Genomic DNA, 17,718 nt, shown 5'->3' with positions numbered 1-17,718 from the left:
CAAACGTCCATCCCAGACCCTAATATCCCAACCAATGCCTTCCAACTTCTGGCTTATCGCGCAGCGCGAATACCTGACCCGGGTAAAAAAGCGCAGCTTCCTGATTATGACGCTGCTCGTGCCGCTGATTGTGGCCGCGTTCGGCTTTTTCATCGTCAAGATTGCCACTTCCGACAACGATACGCAGGATGTAGTGCAGGTGCTCGATATGAGCGGGCAGAATTTAGGAGCCCGGCTCATATCGACGAAGCAAATGCAGTTCAAACCCGTGCAGGGCCCGCTGGAAACGGTGAAGAAGGACTACCTCAAGTCGGAGGACGATGGGCTGCTGCACCTGCCGGCCGGCCTGAGCCTGGAGGCCCCGCGCGGCGTGCAACTCTTCGCCAAGGGCAACGTGAGCATCCGCAAGCAGCAAGCCGTGGAAACCGCCCTCGACAAGCTGTTTTCGGAGGATAAGATGCGGGCCTCGGGCCTGTCGCAAGAGAAGCTGGATGCGCTGAAAACCAACATCGACGTCGCCGGCATCAACCTCGACGAAACCGGTAAGGAGAAAAGTAATAATGCGCTGGCCACTTCGGGCATTGCCTACGCGCTGGCCCTGCTGATTTACCTGTTCATTTTCATGTACGGCGTGCAGATTATGCGCGGCGTGGGCGAGGAGAAGTCGAGCCGGATTATGGAGGTGATGCTGTCGTCGGTGAAGCCGTTTGACTTGATGATGGGCAAAATTGTGGGCATTGCGGCCGTGGGCCTCACCCAGTTTCTGCTCTGGGGAATTCTATCGGTGGGCGCCACCACGGCCGTAACGGCCCTGTTTGCCGATAAGCTGGCCGCCACGGCCAAAACCGAAACCGCTGCCAACCCCGGCGGCACCGAGCGGGCCGCCGGGGTTAGCGGCGGCGCCGAAGTGGCGTCGGCCGATGCTGCGGCTGCTCCCGACCCGGCGGCGGCCGTATCGGAGCGGTTCAGCGTGTTCAAGGCCCTGCGCGGGCTGCCGCTGGGCATGATTGTATTTGGCTTCGTGATTTACTTTCTGGGCGGCTACCTGCTCTACGGGGCGCTGTTCGGGGCCATCGGGGCGGCCGTGGATGACCAGACCGATACCCAGCAGTTCATGTTCCCGATTACCATGCCGCTGATTCTGAGCTACATCATCGGGGTGAGCGTGATTCTGCGCAACCCCGATGGCCCAGTGGCTTTCTGGATGTCGATGATTCCGTTCACCTCGCCCATTGCCATGGTTATCCGGCTGCCGTTCGGCGTGCCGGTGTGGCAGCTGGCCCTGTCCATTACGCTGCTGATTGTGGGCTTCATCGGCACCGTCTGGGTGGCGGCGCGCATTTACCGCGTGGGCGTGCTCATGTACGGCAAGAAAATTACTTACCGCGAGCTGTCGAAGTGGCTGTTTTATAAGGGTTGATAGAACGGTAAATTCTGCCCGTCATCCTGAGCAGGCGAAGGACCTATGCAGAAGCAAATCCACTCGTTGGGTTGGTTTCCGTATAGGTCCTTCGCCTGCTCAGGATGACAGGCAGATTGGGCTCGCGCCAGCTGTTATCTTTGAACTATGCGCATCCTCCTCTTCCTGCTACTACTCATCGGCCCCGCCCTGGCCAAAGCCCAGGACCGGCCGGCCTACCGCCTGTTTACGGCCGCCGGTAAGCCGGTGGGCTACGTGGCCATGCTGAAGAAGCTGGCCGCCGCCGATGTCGTTTTCTTCGGCGAGCAGCACAACGACCCCATCGCGCATTGGTTGCAGCTGCAGCTAACCAAAGACTTACTCCGCCTGAAACAGGGCCAGCTGGTGCTGGGCCTGGAGATGTTTGAGCGCGACGTGCAGCCGCTGGTCGACCAATACATAACCGGCGAGCTGGACGACCAGGCTTTTGAGGCCGGCAGCCGCCCCTGGCCCAACTATGGCACCGATTACAAGCCGCTACTGCAGTTGGCGCGAAAGCAGAAGTTTCGGGTGGTGGGCACCAACGTGCCGCGGCGCTACGCCTCGCTGGTGGCCAAAGGCAGCCTCGCGGCTCTCGACACGCTGAGCGCCATTACCAAAGCCTGGCTGCCTTCGCTACCGCTGACGGTGGATTACGAGCTGCCCGGCTACAAGAACATGGTGAAAATGTTCGGGGGCGACGGGGCCCATGCCGCCGGCGTGCAGAACATCATCCAGGCCCAGGCCCTCAAGGATGCCACGATGGCGTTCTTCCTCAACCAAGCCCGCCCCACCGGCCACTTGCTGCTGCACCTCAACGGCAGCTACCACTCCGACAACCACGACGGCATCCTGGCTTATCTACGCCAGCAAAACCCGCAGCTGAAGGTGCTCACCATCAGCACCGTTTCGCAGGAGCAGCTGGCGAAGCTGGAGCAGGACAATCAGCAGAAAGCTGATTTCGTGGTGGTGGTGCCGGCCGATATGACCAAGACCTATTGAGTAGCCGGTTGCCGGTTGTGGCTTGAAACGCTAGTTCCGTCCGTGGGTAAACGCCCAATGCGGACGTAAATCCTGTTTTAGTAGACCATCAGCTAACGGCTAAGCGCTGTCAGCTAAAAGCTTCAGAAAATGCTTTCCACCCTCAGCCCCGCCGGCCTGCCACCCGCTGCCGACTTGCAACGCCTCGGCCAGGCCCTGGCCATGCTCGACGCCATCAACTCGCCCGACCCCGAGTACCGCTACTATACCTACGACCCGCAATGGGACACCAACGAGCAGCTGCTGGAGATGAACGATGGCGAGGGCGACCAGCTGTTTGTGCTGTTCCGGCCCGAAGGCTGCTGCATCAACGGCTCCCTCTCCGGCCACGAGCCGGCCGATAAAAACCAGCTCACCCGGGGGCTACCGGCGGTCTTCGAGGAGTTCATGTTTGGCGAACCGGTAAATTCCGTCGGTACTACCTTCTGCCTGTGGTACACGCCCGCCCACGGCTGGCAAACCGGCATCGTTGAGCCGGACGAGGACGACGGCTCGGAAGATTTGCTGGCTATCTTCGACCAAAACCCCGAAACCTACGCCGATTGGGCCAACGGCTACTACCTCGACGAAACCGAGCGCGAACCCATCGAAGCTGCCGATGTGGCCCGCTTTTACCAGCACGAGCCCCTGACACCAGCCACCGCCCAGGCCCTTAATGCCGAGATTATCGACTGGCCCCAGCTAGCCGCCGACGCCGAGCAAATCGGCTACCCGAGTGATTTAGCTGTTAGCTGAGAGCTGTTAGCCGTTAGCTTCCGTTCACTCGAACAAAAGCCAACGGCTAACAGCTAAAAAAATCAGTAGCTCACGAACGGCATTTTGTGCACGAAGCCCTCGGCTTCAATCTGGGTGAGGATGAAACTGGCCAGGTCGGCGCGGCCGATGCTAGTGCTGGCATCGACGCCCACCCAGCCTACGCGATACTGGCCGCGGGCGGGCTCGGTGGTCAGGCGCGGGCCGCGCACGATTTCCCAGGCCAGGCCGCTTTGGCGGAGTACGTCGGCGTGGTTTTGGGCGTCGGTGAGCACGTGGGGCACCACGAGGCGCATGATGCCTTTGATGAGCTTGTCGGCCAGTTTAGGGCGGTCTTCGGCGTAGGGGAGGCCGCCGCCCGAGAGGCTGATGACGCGCCGGATGCCGGCCTCTTTCATGGCGGCTACGATGTGGGCCGTACCGCGGGTTTGCACGTCCTTGGGCGAGCCTTTGACCTGCCCGAACAGGCTGACCACGAGGTCGGCGCCTTCGATGGTAGCGGCTACATCGGTAGCATCAAGCACGTCGCCCTGAATAACTTCGAGCTTAGCAGAGCGCTGGGGAATTTTCTGCGGGTCGCGGGCCAGGGCGCGGACCTGATAACCGGCGGCCAGTGCCTGGGTCAGAAACTGCTGGCCTGTGAGGCCGGAGCCGCCGAAAAGAGCAATAGTTTTCATGCGCGATAAGGTGTTGGTTTCCGTAAAGAACCATATCTTACCTGTACCCTTCACTAAGGTAGGTACTGACTTAAAGGTAAGAAATGGCTCCAACCCCCGTATCCATCACTGCTCGCTGCCCCATCCGCACCACGTTGGAGCTGGTTGGCGGCAAATGGCGTCTCCTGATTTTGCATCAACTCCGCGGCGGGGCACTCCGCTTCGGCGAGCTGCGCCGGCTGCTGCCCGACATCAGCGAGAAAATTCTGGTGCAGGAACTGCGCCACCTCACCGATGCCGGCCTGCTCGTGCGCCATAACTTCGGCGAAGTACCACCCCGGGTTGAATACGAGCTGACCGCAGCCGGCCGCGTCGCCCTGCCGCTGGTAGAAGCCGTAGCCAGCTTCGGCCAGCAGTACCTGCGCACAATGGTGAGCCATAAAGGGCTTGGCCTCACGCAGGCGTAAGCGTTTTGCTGGGCATTACGGGCAAACTGTGCGTTCTGCTTGCCCAGACTTAGAGTACATAGCCCCGGGCCAGCTCCGTAAACTCCGTCACCTGCTGCTGCTGCCAGGCCACATCGTGGCCCAGTTCGTGGGCCAGCAGTTTGGCCACAACCGGCGCGGCGCGGCTGGCAGCCCGGGCATCCAGAAACAGCAGCCGCACCCGGCGGGCCAGCACGTCCTCGACGGTGCGGGCCAGCTCGTAGCGAGCGGCCCACACAACCTCGGCCCGCGTGAAGGCGAAATCCGGCACGAGCTTTTCGGCCAAAGCGGGCTGCTCGCGCATGAGTTGGCGCAGGGCCGGCGCATCGGTGCCGTAGGCGGCCAGGGGGGCGTGGTGGCTGGGCGTGGGCCGGGCCCCGTGGATGGGCTGGTGGGCGGTGCGGCTGGGGGCGGATGATAGCGCGCCCAGCGTTATGGCGCGGTCTACCACATCCTCGCCCATGCGGCGGTAGGTAGTCCATTTGCCACCCACAACGGTGAGCAGGCCACTGGCAGACACGATAATCTTATGGCTACGCGAAATCTCTTTGGTGCTGGTTGCGCCGCCAGTGGGGGCGGCCAGGGGGCGCAGGCCGGCAAACACGCTCAGTACGTCGGCCCGGCTGGGTACGCGGACGAGGTAGCGGCCGGCCGTGCGTAGGATAAAGTCGATTTCCGCTTCCTGGGCCCGGGGTTCGGGGCTGGCCGCGGGCAGGGGCGTGTCGGTGGTGCCCAGCAACACCCGGCCCTGCCAGGGCACGGCGAACAGCACCCGGCCGTCGTCGGTTTTCGGAATCATCAGCGCGTCGGGGCCGGGCAGGAAGTCGGCGCTCACCACCAGGTGCACCCCCTGGCTGGGCTGCACCAGCGGGCGGGCCGTGGGCTCATCAAGGTGGAGCACTTCATCAACGAACACGCCGGTGGCATTCACCACCACTTTGGCCCGCAGCTCGTAGGCGCGGCCGGTTTCCTGGTCGGTAGCCTGCACGCCGTTCAGGCGGCCGGCCGTGTCTTTGCGCAGGTCGGTTACGGCGCAATGGTTGAGCGCTGTGCCGCCGGTTTCGAGGATGGTCTGGGCCAGGTTCACGGCCAGGCGGGCATCGTCGAACTGTCCGTCGTGGTAGAGTACACCCCCGCGCAGCCCGGCACGGCTCAGGTTGCCGAGCCGGCGTAGCGTTTCGGTGCGGCTCAGGTGCCGGGAGTCGCCGAAGCTGCGGCGGCCGGCCAGCCAGTCATAAAGTTTCAGGCCAATAGTATAAAAGGGCCCACCCCACCAGTTGTAGTTGGGAATGATGAAATCCTGATTTCGGACGAGGTGAGGCGCGTTCTGCAATAGCAGGCCCCGTTCGTGCAGGGCCTCGCGTACCAGCCCCACGTCGCCCTGGGCCAGGTAGCGCACGCCCCCGTGCACGAGTTTGGTGCTGCGGCTGCTGGTGCCCTTAGCAAAATCGTCGCGCTCGAGCAGCAGCGTGCGGTAGCCCCGGCTCAGGGCGTCGAGGGCCACGCCCAGCCCCGTGGCCCCGCCCCCAATAACGAGCACATCCCATTCGGGCTGGCTGGTGAGCCGGGCCAGCAGGGTAGGGCGGTGGAAACGGGCCATGGAAAAAGTGGGGTGTGGGTGGCTATGAGGCAAAAAAACGGTCATGCTGAGCTTGCCGAAGCATCTCTACCGCGAAACGAATGTCATGCTGAGCGCAGCGGAGCCGAAGCATCTTTACCGCAATAGTATATGATTACTTTGGCGGTAGAGATGCTTCGACTCCGCCTGCGCTCAGCATGACGTTCTGTTTACTCCACATTCACCCCAAACCTAATCTTACTGCCCTGGCGAATAGGTGCGCTCGGCGTGCTGGCGGATGTCTTCGGGGTAGAACCAGATATCTTTGAACTGCTGCTGCACGTAGCGGCCGGCCTGGTCGGTGAAATGGGGCGAAGCGGGGTTGCCGCTGACGCCGCCGGCCAGCACCGAGCGGGCCCGTACGCGGGGGCCAAACTCGACTAAGGCCACGAAGCTGTTGCCTACGTCGCCGTAGCGCTTCTGGGTGCCGGGGCGGGCGCGCGAGCCAAAGGCCGCCAACGACCCCCAGGCTGAGGATGTGAAGGCCACTGGCAGGCTGGGCTTCTTGTCGTCATACACCTCGTCGATGCGGCCGGTGAGGCGCTGGAAGCGGTTAATTTCGCCCCAGGGCTGCCGCCAGTTGCCGAATGCGGTGGTCAGCTCATCGAGGGTTTCCTGCAGGGCGTTTACCTTTTCGGGGGCTGTGGTGCTTTTAATAGCGAAGCGGATCAGGGCCATCTGGTCGAGGGGCTGGCCGGGCTGGGCGCGGGGACGCGCCAGGCGCAACAGCCGCTCGGCCCAGTAGGTGGCCACGGTCTGGGCCACCGAGGTAGCAGCGTAGTTGTGGTCCCAGGCCCGCAGCAGGGCCATGCCCTCCCGGATGTCGCCCTGGGGGGCATCCGGGCCGTCGGCTACGGTCTGGTAGGCGTCAGCCAGGGCCGGCAATAGCTCGTCGAAGGCTGTCAGGTGCGGGTCGCGGGCGGCGGACAGCAGCGTATCGAGTGTGAATTTTGACCTGGACATCTGGCTGAGTACCCGCACGGCATTCAGGCCGCGGTAGTTTTCGGCATCGGGGGCCATGTAGGCGGGGTAGGCGGCGGGCGCGGGGCTGCTGCCGGGGCCGGCCACCGTAAAGGGCGTGGCGTTGCAGTTCTGCAGCCAGCCACTGGCCGGGTTTTTCACCTGCACAATGTCTTCCACCTTATGCAGGCCCTGCCACTCGGTTTTCGGGTTGCTACCGTCCACCGGCTGGTTCCAATCAAACTGCGGGTCGCGCTTTGGCATGAAGTTGCCGTGCCAGTAAGCAATAGTTCCCTTGCTGTCGGCAAACACCGTGTTGTTCGAGGCGTTGCCGTTCAGCTTCATCACCTGCTGAAAGCTGGCGTAGTCGGTGGCTTTGGTGCGCAGGTACGACTGCTCCAGGGCCGCTGCCGGCGTGTCCATCATGCGTACCGCCAGCCATTTGCCATCTGCCTGCTCGCCCACCACCGGGCCGTGATGGGTGTGGTAGGTCGTGAACTCACGGAACTTGGTGGTGCCATCGGCGGCGCGGTAGGCCACGCGCACGGGCTGCTGGCGCATTGGCCGCTGCTCGGAGCCGTAGCGGTAGGTATAGCGGCCGTCGGGCTGCTGGGCCACGGTTTCAAGGTATTCGTCCATCGAGTCGGCGTAGCTGGAGGTATGCATCCAGCCGCAGTGCTCATTGAACCCTTGGTAGATGAAAAACTGGCCCCAGGTAACGGCCCCGTAGGCGTTCAGGCCGGCGCGGCTGGTCATCTGCACCTCGGGCCGGAAGTAGAACGAAGTGTGCGGGTTGATAAGCAGCAGCGGGTAGCCGCTGGCGCTGAGCTGCGGGCTGATGGCAAAGCCGTTGGAACCCAGCGAGGAACGGTCCAGCAGGTCTTCCTTGGCGGGCAGCTGCGGGGGCTGCCAGCCGGTGCCGGGGGCTATTTGGCGGCTGTAGAAGGCTTTCAGGCGCTCCACCGGCACTACGCTGATATTGCCGCCGATGCTGCCCTCCGAGAACAGCAGCGGCATCCAGGGCTGGAAGCGGCGCAGGAGTTTCGGCTTAGCCTGGGGGTGGGTGTGAAGGTAGTAGTTGGTGCCGTCGGCGAAGGCCTGCAGCAGCTGCCGCATCCAGCCGGAGCTTTTCTGGTAGAGCGCAATGGCCTGGGTGCTGTCCATGAACAGGCGGGCGCGCAGGTCGTGGTAAAGGGCGCTTTCACCTTCCACTTCGGCCCGGCGGCCCAGCGCGTCGAGGTAGTTAGCTTCCACGCGCGCAAAGTCGTCCTCGCACTGCGCGTAGAGCAAGCCGAACACGGCATCGGCATCGGTCTGGCCGCTGACGTGGGGCACGCCCCAGGTGTCGCGGGTGATGGTTACCTGCCGGGCCTGGCGCTGCCAGCGAGCAATTTCGGCGGGCTGAAACGCCTGGGCCTGCGCCCCGAAGGCCATTCCGAGCAGGCTCAGGAAGAGTGGAAGTAGAAAACGCATACTGCAAGGTAAGTAAGCTGACTCTACTCTTCTGGCCAGCCCGGGGTATCGAGCGAACAGCCAGCTGTCTTGCCACGAGCTAACGGCCTGTAGCGCCTAATAACTCCGGCTTTCCCCCACCGTACAACAGGAATCTTCCGCCAAACTCAACCATATGTTCGGAGATTTTACGACTGTGCTTCACGACTATTGGGAGCAGTTCCTCTATATGTTGCCGCGGCTGTTGGTAGCGGCCGTAGTGATGGGCGTGGTGTGGGTGGGTGCCAGCCGGCTGCGTACCTGGCTGGCGACCAAGCTCAGCGCCCACTCCGACGATCCGCTGCTGACCGATTTCCTGACTCAGGTAGGCCGCTGGGTGCTGGTGCTGGTGGGACTGGTTGTCGCCCTCAATATCCTGGGCTTCTCGGGCGTGGTGGGTGGCATTCTGGGCGCGGTGGGCGTGTCGGCCTTCGTGGTGGGCTTTGCTTTCAAGGATATTGCCGAGAATTTTCTGGCCGGTATCATCCTGGCTTTCAACCGCCCCTTTGGCGTCAACGACACGGTGAAAATCCAGGAGATGTTCGGGCAGATAACCAAGCTCAACCTGCGCACCACCGAAATGAACACCTTCGACGGCCGCGACATCTCCATTCCCAATGCCATCGTGCTCAAGGAGCCGCTCATCAACTACACCCGCGACGGCTTCATCCGCCAGGAGTTTGTGGTGGGGGTGGATTACGACGACGTTGCCGCCGCCATTGCCCTGATTCTGGAGCAGGTGCGCAAGGAGCCGGAAGTGCTGACTGACCGCGAGCCCTTCGCCATAGTCGATGAGCTGGCTGCCAGCACCGTGAACCTGAAAGTGTTTTTCTGGACCGATACCGACGATTACCGCCGGGCTACGCTCGAGCTGCGGAGCCGGGTGATGAACCGGGTGAAAATTGCGCTTATGTCCGGCGGCTACGCCCTGCCGCCCGATATTCTGGAACTGCGGCTGCCCACCAAAATGCCGGCCATACCCATTCAGGTGGCGATGGCCGAGCCCGGCACCCTCGCCGACCCGCCCGCTGACCCCAAAAAGCTCGCCTCGAAACCGTCGGCCGACTTGGGCACCGGCCTGGGGGCCAGCTAACGCAATACGTTCAGCTAGCCACCTATGGAACAGATTCTCTTCACCAGTTGGGCCAGCCTGGGCCCTATCGTCGTGGTCGGGGCGATGGTTTACGTGGGCCTCATCGGGCTGCTGCGGACCTCGGGCAAGCGCACGCTTTCGAAGATGAACGCCTTCGACCTCATCGTGACCGTGGCCCTGGGCTCCATGCTGGCTTCCACCATACTCAGTAAAAGCGTGGCCTTGTTCGATGGACTCCTGGGTATGGGCGTGCTCATTGGCCTTCAGTACGTTATCACTTGGCTGTCGGTGCGCTATCGGGCCGTGGACAAGCTGGTGAAGGCCGAGCCCACGCTGCTCGTGTACCAGGGCCGGTTTCTGCACGACTTAATGAAAGCTCAGCGCGTCACGGAAGGAGAGATCCTGACCTCCCTGCGCGAACGGGGCGTCGACTCGCTCGACAAGGCCGCCGCGGTGGTGCTTGAAAACGACGGCTCGCTCACGGCCCTCAAGAGCACCGGCCAAGGCTCTCAATCAGCCCTGGGTAATGTGCCGGGAAGTAAAGAACTAACCGACAAATAACCAATTGCTAGCTGTTCATGAATAAGCTTAAAAGCTGGTGGCTCAACCTCAATGCGAGCCTGTGGTTTGTTCCCACGCTTATGGTGGTAGCGTCGCTGGTGTTGGCCTACGGGCTGGTACTGCTCGATGCGGGCACCAGCAACAAATGGACCCGCGACTACCCGCTGCTGTTCGGGGCCGGGGCCGATGGAGCCCGGGGCATGCTTTCGGCCATTGCCAGCTCGGCCATTACGGTGGCGGCGCTTATCTTCTCGCTCACCCTATCCACGCTGGCCACTGTATCGGGGCTGTACACCTCCCGCATCCTGCGCAACTTCATGCGCGACCGGGCCAACCAGGTGGTGATGGGCTTCTTCGTGAGTATTTTCGTGTACTGCCTGGTGGTGCTGCGCACGATTCGGGGCGGCGACGAAGGCAGTTTTATTCCGCCGCTGGCCGTGTCGTTTGCCCTGCTCATGGCGCTGGTAAGCATCGGAATGCTGATTTTTTTCATTCACCACATCGCCACATCTATTCAGGCGGCCAACATTATTGCCGAGGCCGCCACCGAAACAATTGCCGGCATGACCAAAATCTTCCCCAAGCAAGTGGGGGAGGAGGCCGATAAGGAGGAGGAAGAAGACCTGCGTACGGCCGATTTAAACTGGTATGTGGTGCCAGCCGCCACTACCGGTTACCTACAGGGCGTAGCCAGCCAGGCGCTGCTCGATTTCGCCGACGGAACCGATGCTGTGGTGCGCCTCGAACACCGCCTCGGCGACTTCGTTACCCAGGACACGCCCCTGGTATCGGTGGCCTATTATGCCGCCGCCCGCCCGCCTACTGAGAAGGAGCAAGCACAGCTCAAATGCTACTTCACCATCGATACCCAACGCAGCATCGACCAGCAGGACGTAGCGTTCGGCTTCCGCCAGATTGTAGATATTGCCCTAAAGGCCCTCTCGCCGGGCATCAACGACACTACTACGGCCGTCATGTGTGTTGATCGGCTGGGGTCTATGCTGGCGTTTCTGGCCAGCCGCGAGCTGCACCAGCCCCTCCGCGCCCAGGACGGCCAGGTGCGCGCCATTGCCCGCACCCGCAGCTTCGACGACTTCGTGTGCCTGGCCTTCGACCAGATTCGCAGTAGCGGCGACGCCAACGTGGCCGTTCTGCTGCGCTTACTGTCGGCCATTCAAACCGTGGCCCGCCGCACCGGCTCCTACATCCGTCGCCAGAGCCTGCGCAAGCAGTGCGACCTGATTGAAAAGGCCACCGAAACAACCCTCGCCCGCGAGTACGAACAAAATCAGGTGCGCTACCGCCTAATGGAGGTACGGGCGTTTCTGGTGAAGCCGCTGCTGCCTGCGGTGCCTCAGGTAGCGTAGGTAGGTACAGCGCCGGTGCGCTGCCATTTGTTCTGCACAGGCACACAGGAAAAAGTAAAAGCCTCCGCCGATAGATCGGTGGAGGCTTTTAAAATTGGTAAAGCAACGTTTTAAGGCTAAGCGAGCAGTTAAAAGCTCAAATCAGGCTGAGAACGAGGAGCCGCAGCCGCAGGTGCTTTTGGCCTGCGGGTTGCTGAAAATGAAGCCGCGGGCGTTGAGGCCATCCTGGAAATCGACTTCCATGCCCAGCACGTACATGGCGTGCTTTTTATCCATGATGAGCAGCACGCCGTCGACGTCGAAGGTTTCGTCCTGCTCCTTGGGCTTGTCGAAGCCCAGCAGGTAGCTCATGCCCGAGCAACCGCCGCCCTGCACGCCTACGCGCAGGCCGTACTCGCCGGGAACCGCTTTTTCAACGAGAATATTGCGAACCTCCTCCAGGGCGCGGGGAGTGAGGCTGATAGGAGCAAGCTTGGTGGAAACGGCCGTTGCCATAGTGAGTTCGATTTAGAAGAAGTAGCGCAAAGATACAACGCCGCCGGTAGTCGGCAGAACAAGGCCCTGCTGGCCCCTGCCAGGCACACTACCATGCGGCAGCTTGGCGTTTGGGGATACAACAACGGCTTGGCCCCGCCGGTTCACCGCCTATCTTTACCTGCACAACGAGCCCCCGGCCTTCCGGGCCGGGCCCGGCGTCGGTTCCACTTATCTGCCCGCATGGACACTACCGCATACATCTTCGACCTGCTCAAAATCATTCTGCCGGCCCTTATCGTGGCCGCCGCTATTTACTTCCTGTTCCAGCAGTTTCTGGAACGCGAGCAGCAGCGCCGTCTGATTGAGATGCGCCTGGAAGCCAGCAAAACCACCTTGCCGCTACGCCTGCAGGCCTTGGAGCGCGTAATACTGCTGCTGGAGCGCCTCAGCCCCCAAAACCTGCTGATCCGGGTGAGCAGCGCCAACCAATCGGCCGCCGACTACCACCGGCTGCTGCTGCAGGAAATTCGGGCCGAAGTGGAGCACAACCTCAGCCAGCAGCTCTATATGCAGCCCGAAACCTGGGCGGCCGTTCGGCTCGCCCAAAACAGCGTCAGCAACCTCATCAGCAGCCAGTTTCAGAAGCTGTCTAACCCCGCCGAAGCCCGTGGCTCCGAGCTGGCGCGCCGCATTCTAGAAACCATGATGAACGACGAGTTGCCCGACCCCACCGCCGCTGCCATTCTGGCCGTAAAGCGCGAGGCCGTAGCCATGTTCTGATGCGCAAGTTTACCTATACGTTTGCCAGCGGCATACTTTGGCTGCTCACCAGCGGCCCCGCGCACGCCGAAATGCACAAGGGTGACTCAATGGCTCCCTTTATCTGGGGAGTATTTCTGATTACGGCAGTTATTCCGGGTATTATGGGGCTGGTTATCTGCTGGCTGCTGGCGCGTATTACAGGCAAACGCCCCAAGCGTGCTGTTACCGTATTGACAGCATTGCTTAGCTGGTGGTTAGGGATACATATTGCCATGCAGGATAGAAATCCGGCTCAGGAATTCAATGAACTATGGATAGTATTCTGGACAGCGGTGCTATCTGCCGGTATGGCTTACATGAGCACTTTTTTCACTGATTCAGATGAACCTACGCAGTAAATAGCGCCTCAAGTGCAACTGCCGGCCTATTGGCTCAGACCCACGCAAAAGCCCCTGAAGTCCGTGCTGGCGTCAGGGGCTTTTGCGTGGGTCTGAGCTTAGTGCTGTGTAAAGGGTATATTACTTCGCTCCGCTCGCAATGACAAAAGCTATACACCCACCGCTACCGCATCAATAGCACGCTGGTAGCAGGCTTCGTAGAGGGGCACTACCGTATCGAGGGCGAAGGTTTCGGCGCGGACGCGGGCGGCGGCTTTGAAGCGGGGCAGGTTCTCGTCGTCGAGCACATACAGGGCGTTCTTCACCATGTCGGCCACGTCGCCCACGTTGCTGACCATGCCCGTTACGCCGTGCTCATTCAACTCGGGGATGCCGCCGGCGTTGGTGCTGATAACCGGCACCTCGCAGGCCATAGCCTCCAAAGCCGCCAAGCCGAAGCTTTCCTTTTCGGAAGGCATCAGAAACAAATCGGCAATACTGAGCACTTCCTCCACGGCTTCGAGCTTGCCCAGGAAGCGGATATCCTGGCACAGGCCGATGTCGCGGCAGAGCTTTTCGATGCGCGGTCGGTCGGGCCCGTCGCCGACCAGCAGCAGCTTGGCGGGCATCTGGGCGCGTACGCCGGAAAAGATGTTCACCACGTCATCCACCCGCTTCACCGAGCGGAAATTGCTGGTGTGGACCAGCAGCTTTTCGCCCTCGGGAGCAATGGCGGCCTTAAAATGGTTTTTGGCCTGCTTCTGAAAGCGCTCCAGATTGATGAAGTTGGGAATCACCTCAATTTCCTTCTCGATGGCGAAATACTCGTAGGTTTCGCGGCGCAAATCGGCCGATACGGCCGTTACGCCATCACTCTGGTTGATGCTGAACGTGACGACCGGCTCGTAGCTGGCATCCTTGCCTACCAGTGTAATATCGGTGCCGTGCAGCGTGGTTACTACCGGAATGCGGATGCCGCGGGTGAGCAGAATCTGCTTGGCCATAAAAGCGGCCGAGGCGTGCGGAATGGCATAATGCACGTGCAGTACGTCGAGCTTCTCGTTCTGGGCAATATCCACCATTTTGCTGGCCAGCGCCAGCTCGTAAGGCGGAAACTGAAACAGTGGGTAAGGCGGAATATACACCTCGTGGTAGAACAGGTTCTCGTTGAAGAAATCCAGGCGTACCGGCTGGCTGTAGGTGATGAAGTGGACGCGGTGTCCACGCTGGGCCAGCGCCTTGCCCAACTCGGTGGCCACGACGCCCGAGCCGCCAAAAGTGGGATAACAAACGATGCCGATGTTCATACAGGAAAGGGCCAGATAGGCGTAGCGCTACGCGAAGGGACAAAAAGAGAGGGACAAAAAAACCGGCGGCGAGTTGCTCCCTGCTGGAGCGCCTCACCGCCGGTTGCGGAATCAAATAAACGGAAATGCCGGGCAACAGGTCATGACTTTTGCAGTGCCTTGTAAATCACGTCGTGGATGCGGGTGCGGATGTTGTACTGCACCAGCTTCTTATTGCCGGCGTCAGGGTACACGCGGTTAGAAAGAAATATGTACATGATTTTGTTTTCCGGGTCCATCCAGACGCAGGTGCCGGTAAAGCCGGTGTGGCCGAACGTGCTGGCCGGCGACAGGCTGCTGGTGGGACCTTCGGGCTTGCTTGGGTCGCCCCGGTCCCAACCCAGACCGCGGCGGCTGCCCGCCTCGGTGCCACGAGCAAACTCGGCTACCACAGGCGTCTGGAAGAACCGCTGCCCGCCGTAGCGGCCGTTCTGCAGGTTCATCTGCATGAGCACGGCCAGGTCGTTGGCATTGGCAAACAGGCCGGCGTGGCCGCCTACGCCGCCTACCAGGGCCGCCGTCTGGTCGTGCACGCTGCCCTGCAGCAGGGTGCGGCGGTAGTAGGTGTCGTTTTCGGTGGGCGCGATGCACGACTTCGGGAACTTGGCGAGCGGGTTGTAGGTCATCGAGTTCAGGCCCAGCGGACGGTAGAACTGCCGGGCCAGAAATTGCTCGATGGGCTGCTTCAACAGCTTTTCGGCCAGCCGCTTCATCACGATAAAGCTCAGATCGGAATATTCGACCGGGTATTTGCCCTTCACCTTGGGCAGCAGCGCCGACTCCTGCACCCAGCCCCACACCGCGTCGTCGGAGGAAGTGGCGCTGAACAGGTTGGGCGTTACCTCGCGCGAGAACTTCGGCGACTCGGTGCTGGCATAGAACTCGGGCTTAGGGCCGCTGCTGGTGATGGTTCGCTCCCAGGTGGCAATACCGGGCTTGAGGCCGGCGTGGTGCATAAGCACGTCGCGCACCGTCATGTCCTTTTTGTTGGTCGTCTTCAGCTCAGTGAGGTAGGTGGCTACCTTTTCATCGAGACTAAGCAGGCCCTCATCTTTGAGCCACATAATGGCCTGGAGTGTGCCGGCCACTTTGGTTATCGAAGCCAGATCGTAGAGCGTACCGTTATTGACCGCCTGGCTTTTGTCGTAGGTATAGAAGCCGTAGCTTTTATCGAACACCACCATACCGTCTTTGGCTACCAGCACCTGGCAGCCGGGGGCGGCGGCGTAGGCCACAGCTTCCAGGGCCACATTATCAATCTGGGCCAGAATACGCGAGTCGAGGCCTACTTCCTCGGGTGTACCGTAGCGCAGGCGGCGGAAATCGGGGGTGGGCAGGCCCTGGCCGGCTTTTAAGGTTTCTGATACCGTAACCGGTAGGCGGCCCTTGGCCGGCAGCGCCCCGAACAGCACCTGTGGCACAACCAGCTGCGAAGCGAAATTGTCTTCGTAGCCGCAAACCAGGTTGCGGCTGGCTTCCACATTTTTCAGGGCGTAGGCGTTGCCGAACATCACCACTACCGTTTTCAGGCGCGGGTTGGCCTGCAGCGTTTTCAGAAACTTCAGGGCCCCGTCGCCGAGCCCGTAGTTGTGGGCCGGCGTGTTGTTCATGTTGTGCAGGCTCACCACCACTACGTTGTAGGGCGCCAGCTGCCGGCCAATGCGGCTGAAGGTGGAATCGGGGGCGTAGCGGTTGGGCACGGCGTACACTGGGCCGCTCTGGTATTTGCCCATCGTTTCGCGGTAGGTATCGGCCTGCGAGCCAATGGTAATGGAGGCAATGCGCAGCGTATCGAGGCGCTGGAAGGGCAGAATGTCGTCGTCGTTCTTAACTACCGTTACGGCGTGCTCATAAATCTGCTGCTGCACCATGCGGCTCAAGGGCCGGTTCAGGTTGGCCATCAGGTTGGGCACATCTACCGGACGATAGTGGTTGAGGCCGGCCCAGAACTTGGCCCGCAATATCTTCCGCACCCGCGAATCCACGTCGGCCTGAGCGATTTTACCGTCCGCAATGGCCTCCCTTATCTTCTGAATGGCCATGGGCACATCCTCCGAAAACAGCAGCACATCGTTGCCGGCCAGCAGGGCCAGCGCATCCAGCTCGCCGCCCTTGTACAGGTTCGATACGCTCTTCATATTGAGTGCATCGGTGAACACCAGCCCCCGGAAACCCATTTTATCCTTGAGCAGGCCGGTAACTAAGTTGGGCGAGATGGTGGCCGACAGCGTGCGGCTCGTGTCGAGCAGCGGCACGAACAGGTGGCCCACCATCACGCCCATTACGCCCTCGGAAATAGCGCGGCGGAAGGGGTAGAGGTCGATGTTGGTGAGCCGGGCCAGGTCGGAGTTGATAACCGGCAGGGCCACGTGCGAGTCCACGTCGGTGTCGCCGTGACCGGGGAAGTGCTTGACGACGGCCATCACGCCGTGGTCCTGCAGGCCCCGGATGTAGCGCACGCCGCGGGCCGCCACCTGCTCCTTATCCTCGCCGAACGAGCGGTTGCCGATAACCGGATTGCTGGGGTTGGAGTTGACGTCGATAACGGGCGAGAAGCTGACGTGGACGCCCAGCGTTTTGAGATTGAGCGCAATTTCGCGGCCCATCTGGTACACGTACTCGTCGTCGTCCATGGCGCCCAGGGTCATGCCCTTGGCAAAGTGCATGCTCGAATCGAGGCGCATATCGAGGCCCCACTCGGCATCCATGGCAATGAGCAGCGGTACCTTGGAAGCGGCCTGGTAGCGGTTGGTCAGGTTGGCCTGCCGGCGCGGCCCGCCCTGCAGAAACATGAGCCCGCCAATGCCATAGTTCTTTACCAGAAACTCGGTGTACTGAACGTGCTTACGGTCTTTGTTGGAGTAGGCGGCCACCATAAACAGCTGGCCCAGGCGCTGTTCGGGCGTAAGGCCACTGAACACGCTGTCGACCCACTGTTGCTCGGCGGCTGTCATGGGCCGGCCCATGTCGGCCGCCGGTGGAGCGGAGGAAGAAACAAATAGGCCGGTGAGGGCCAGGACCAGCAAAAAAAGCCCAATCCTAAATTCTTTGCGCATCGGCCCCGGTGATTCTGACTAAATTGGTACTAGCGGATGACGAGCCGAAAAACAGTAATTTTGCTCCTTCAACCAAGGTCTGGACAATAGTTGGCCGCGTGTTACGCCACCGCCGCCGCCTTTACAACCCGGCCGCTCACCCCGCCCAACGCCGAAGCTAGCCGATTGGTGTCGGCGCGGCCTGCCAAAGTTGGCTGCAAACTTACGGAGAAATTCCCGACGCCGGTTGTTATCAGG

At 61.3% G+C, this 17,718-nt stretch carries 15 protein-coding genes; 9 read left to right on the top strand and 6 right to left on the bottom strand.

Translation table 11 applies throughout. The features are described from left to right. Positions 1 to 34 precede the first annotated feature (34 nt). The 3 genes from D0N36_RS09870 to D0N36_RS09860 all read left to right on the top strand — a co-directional run bounded on the left by D0N36_RS09870 (position 35) and on the right by D0N36_RS09860 (position 3,214). Positions 35 to 1,420, top strand: a complete 1,386-nt coding sequence (locus tag D0N36_RS09870; protein WP_116941227.1) for an ABC transporter permease — start codon at positions 35 to 37, stop codon at positions 1,418 to 1,420. A gap of 147 nt (positions 1,421 to 1,567) precedes the next feature. Beyond that, positions 1,568 to 2,440, top strand: coding sequence for a ChaN family lipoprotein (locus tag D0N36_RS09865; protein WP_116941226.1), 873 nt, complete (start codon positions 1,568 to 1,570; stop codon positions 2,438 to 2,440). A 129-nt stretch (positions 2,441 to 2,569) separates the two neighbouring features. Continuing rightward, positions 2,570 to 3,214 carry a hypothetical protein gene (locus D0N36_RS09860; protein WP_116941225.1) on the top strand — a complete coding sequence of 215 codons (645 nt, stop codon included), beginning with the start codon at positions 2,570 to 2,572 and terminating at the stop codon, positions 3,212 to 3,214. Between the two features lie 62 nt (positions 3,215 to 3,276). On the opposite strand, the gene D0N36_RS09855 is transcribed toward D0N36_RS09860, so the two are convergent. Continuing rightward, positions 3,277 to 3,909 (bottom strand): NAD(P)-dependent oxidoreductase, encoded by a 633-nt coding sequence (locus D0N36_RS09855; protein ID WP_116941224.1) that lies wholly within the window; start codon positions 3,907 to 3,909, stop codon positions 3,277 to 3,279. Between the two features lie 83 nt (positions 3,910 to 3,992). Here D0N36_RS09855 and D0N36_RS09850 point away from each other — a divergent pair, with 83 nt between their 5' ends. Further along, positions 3,993 to 4,355 (top strand): winged helix-turn-helix transcriptional regulator, encoded by a 363-nt coding sequence (locus D0N36_RS09850; protein ID WP_116941223.1) that lies wholly within the window; start codon positions 3,993 to 3,995, stop codon positions 4,353 to 4,355. A 49-nt stretch (positions 4,356 to 4,404) separates the two neighbouring features. Here the strand turns inward: D0N36_RS09850 and D0N36_RS09845 are convergent, their stop codons facing one another. Further along, positions 4,405 to 5,973, bottom strand: coding sequence for a glycerol-3-phosphate dehydrogenase/oxidase (locus D0N36_RS09845; protein WP_116941222.1), 1,569 nt, complete (start codon positions 5,971 to 5,973; stop codon positions 4,405 to 4,407). Between the two features lie 216 nt (positions 5,974 to 6,189). Continuing rightward, positions 6,190 to 8,424, bottom strand: a complete 2,235-nt coding sequence (locus D0N36_RS09840; protein ID WP_116941221.1) for a penicillin acylase family protein — start codon at positions 8,422 to 8,424, stop codon at positions 6,190 to 6,192. A 154-nt stretch (positions 8,425 to 8,578) separates the two neighbouring features. Here D0N36_RS09840 and D0N36_RS09835 point away from each other — a divergent pair, with 154 nt between their 5' ends. The 3 genes from D0N36_RS09835 to D0N36_RS09825 are packed head-to-tail and all read left to right on the top strand — an operon-like array spanning position 8,579 to position 11,463. After that, positions 8,579 to 9,535 carry a mechanosensitive ion channel family protein gene (locus D0N36_RS09835; protein ID WP_116941220.1) on the top strand — a complete coding sequence of 319 codons (957 nt, stop codon included), beginning with the start codon at positions 8,579 to 8,581 and terminating at the stop codon, positions 9,533 to 9,535. A 24-nt stretch (positions 9,536 to 9,559) separates the two neighbouring features. After that, complete coding sequence (locus tag D0N36_RS09830; RefSeq protein WP_116941219.1) at positions 9,560 to 10,096, top strand: DUF421 domain-containing protein; 537 nt, start codon at positions 9,560 to 9,562, stop codon at positions 10,094 to 10,096. A gap of 17 nt (positions 10,097 to 10,113) precedes the next feature. After that, complete coding sequence (locus D0N36_RS09825) at positions 10,114 to 11,463, top strand: DUF2254 domain-containing protein (protein WP_116941218.1); 1,350 nt, start codon at positions 10,114 to 10,116, stop codon at positions 11,461 to 11,463. A gap of 141 nt (positions 11,464 to 11,604) precedes the next feature. Here D0N36_RS09825 and D0N36_RS09820 read toward each other — a convergent pair whose 3' ends face one another. Beyond that, the gene (locus D0N36_RS09820) at positions 11,605 to 11,958 is read right to left on the bottom strand and encodes a HesB/IscA family protein (RefSeq protein ID WP_116941217.1); all 354 of its coding nucleotides are present in this window, start codon (positions 11,956 to 11,958) and stop codon (positions 11,605 to 11,607) included. A 222-nt stretch (positions 11,959 to 12,180) separates the two neighbouring features. On the opposite strand from D0N36_RS09820, the gene D0N36_RS09815 reads away from it, so the two are divergent. After that, positions 12,181 to 12,720: a DUF7935 family protein gene (locus D0N36_RS09815; RefSeq protein WP_116941216.1), complete on the top strand. Its 540-nt coding sequence runs from the start codon at positions 12,181 to 12,183 to the stop codon at positions 12,718 to 12,720. Then, positions 12,720 to 13,100, top strand: a complete 381-nt coding sequence (locus D0N36_RS09810) for a hypothetical protein (RefSeq protein ID WP_116941215.1) — start codon at positions 12,720 to 12,722, stop codon at positions 13,098 to 13,100. The genes D0N36_RS09815 and D0N36_RS09810 overlap by 1 nt, the downstream gene beginning before the upstream one ends. Before the next feature lie 149 nt (positions 13,101 to 13,249). On the opposite strand, the gene bshA is transcribed toward D0N36_RS09810, so the two are convergent. Continuing rightward, positions 13,250 to 14,386, bottom strand: coding sequence for an N-acetyl-alpha-D-glucosaminyl L-malate synthase BshA (gene bshA, locus D0N36_RS09805; protein WP_116941214.1), 1,137 nt, complete (start codon positions 14,384 to 14,386; stop codon positions 13,250 to 13,252). A 140-nt stretch (positions 14,387 to 14,526) separates the two neighbouring features. Beyond that, positions 14,527 to 17,451, bottom strand: coding sequence for a glycoside hydrolase family 3 N-terminal domain-containing protein (locus tag D0N36_RS09800; RefSeq protein ID WP_242478867.1), 2,925 nt, complete (start codon positions 17,449 to 17,451; stop codon positions 14,527 to 14,529). Positions 17,452 to 17,718 lie beyond the last annotated feature (267 nt).

The organism is Hymenobacter lapidiphilus (assembly GCF_003417065.2).
Taxonomy (GTDB): Bacteria; Bacteroidota; Bacteroidia; order Cytophagales; family Hymenobacteraceae; genus Hymenobacter.
The sequence above is the reverse complement of the archived record's forward strand: the minus strand, read 5'-3'. Positions and strand labels throughout refer to the sequence as shown.

Excerpts from the sequence above, each read along its gene's own strand:
- D0N36_RS09870 (WP_116941227.1), top strand. The coding sequence starts at position 35 with ATGCCTTCCAACTTCTGGCTTATCGCGCAGCGCGAATACCTGACCCGG.
- D0N36_RS09865 (WP_116941226.1), top strand. The coding sequence starts at position 1,568 with ATGCGCATCCTCCTCTTCCTGCTACTACTCATCGGCCCCGCCCTGGCC.
- D0N36_RS09860 (WP_116941225.1), top strand. The coding sequence starts at position 2,570 with ATGCTTTCCACCCTCAGCCCCGCCGGCCTGCCACCCGCTGCCGACTTG.
- D0N36_RS09855 (WP_116941224.1), bottom strand. The coding sequence starts at position 3,909 with ATGAAAACTATTGCTCTTTTCGGCGGCTCCGGCCTCACAGGCCAGCAG.
- D0N36_RS09850 (WP_116941223.1), top strand. The coding sequence starts at position 3,993 with ATGGCTCCAACCCCCGTATCCATCACTGCTCGCTGCCCCATCCGCACC.
- D0N36_RS09845 (WP_116941222.1), bottom strand. The coding sequence starts at position 5,973 with ATGGCCCGTTTCCACCGCCCTACCCTGCTGGCCCGGCTCACCAGCCAG.
- D0N36_RS09840 (WP_116941221.1), bottom strand. The coding sequence starts at position 8,424 with ATGCGTTTTCTACTTCCACTCTTCCTGAGCCTGCTCGGAATGGCCTTC.
- D0N36_RS09835 (WP_116941220.1), top strand. The coding sequence starts at position 8,579 with ATGTTCGGAGATTTTACGACTGTGCTTCACGACTATTGGGAGCAGTTC.
- D0N36_RS09830 (WP_116941219.1), top strand. The coding sequence starts at position 9,560 with ATGGAACAGATTCTCTTCACCAGTTGGGCCAGCCTGGGCCCTATCGTC.
- D0N36_RS09825 (WP_116941218.1), top strand. The coding sequence starts at position 10,114 with ATGAATAAGCTTAAAAGCTGGTGGCTCAACCTCAATGCGAGCCTGTGG.
- D0N36_RS09820 (WP_116941217.1), bottom strand. The coding sequence starts at position 11,958 with ATGGCAACGGCCGTTTCCACCAAGCTTGCTCCTATCAGCCTCACTCCC.
- D0N36_RS09815 (WP_116941216.1), top strand. The coding sequence starts at position 12,181 with ATGGACACTACCGCATACATCTTCGACCTGCTCAAAATCATTCTGCCG.
- D0N36_RS09810 (WP_116941215.1), top strand. The coding sequence starts at position 12,720 with ATGCGCAAGTTTACCTATACGTTTGCCAGCGGCATACTTTGGCTGCTC.
- bshA (WP_116941214.1), bottom strand. The coding sequence starts at position 14,386 with ATGAACATCGGCATCGTTTGTTATCCCACTTTTGGCGGCTCGGGCGTC.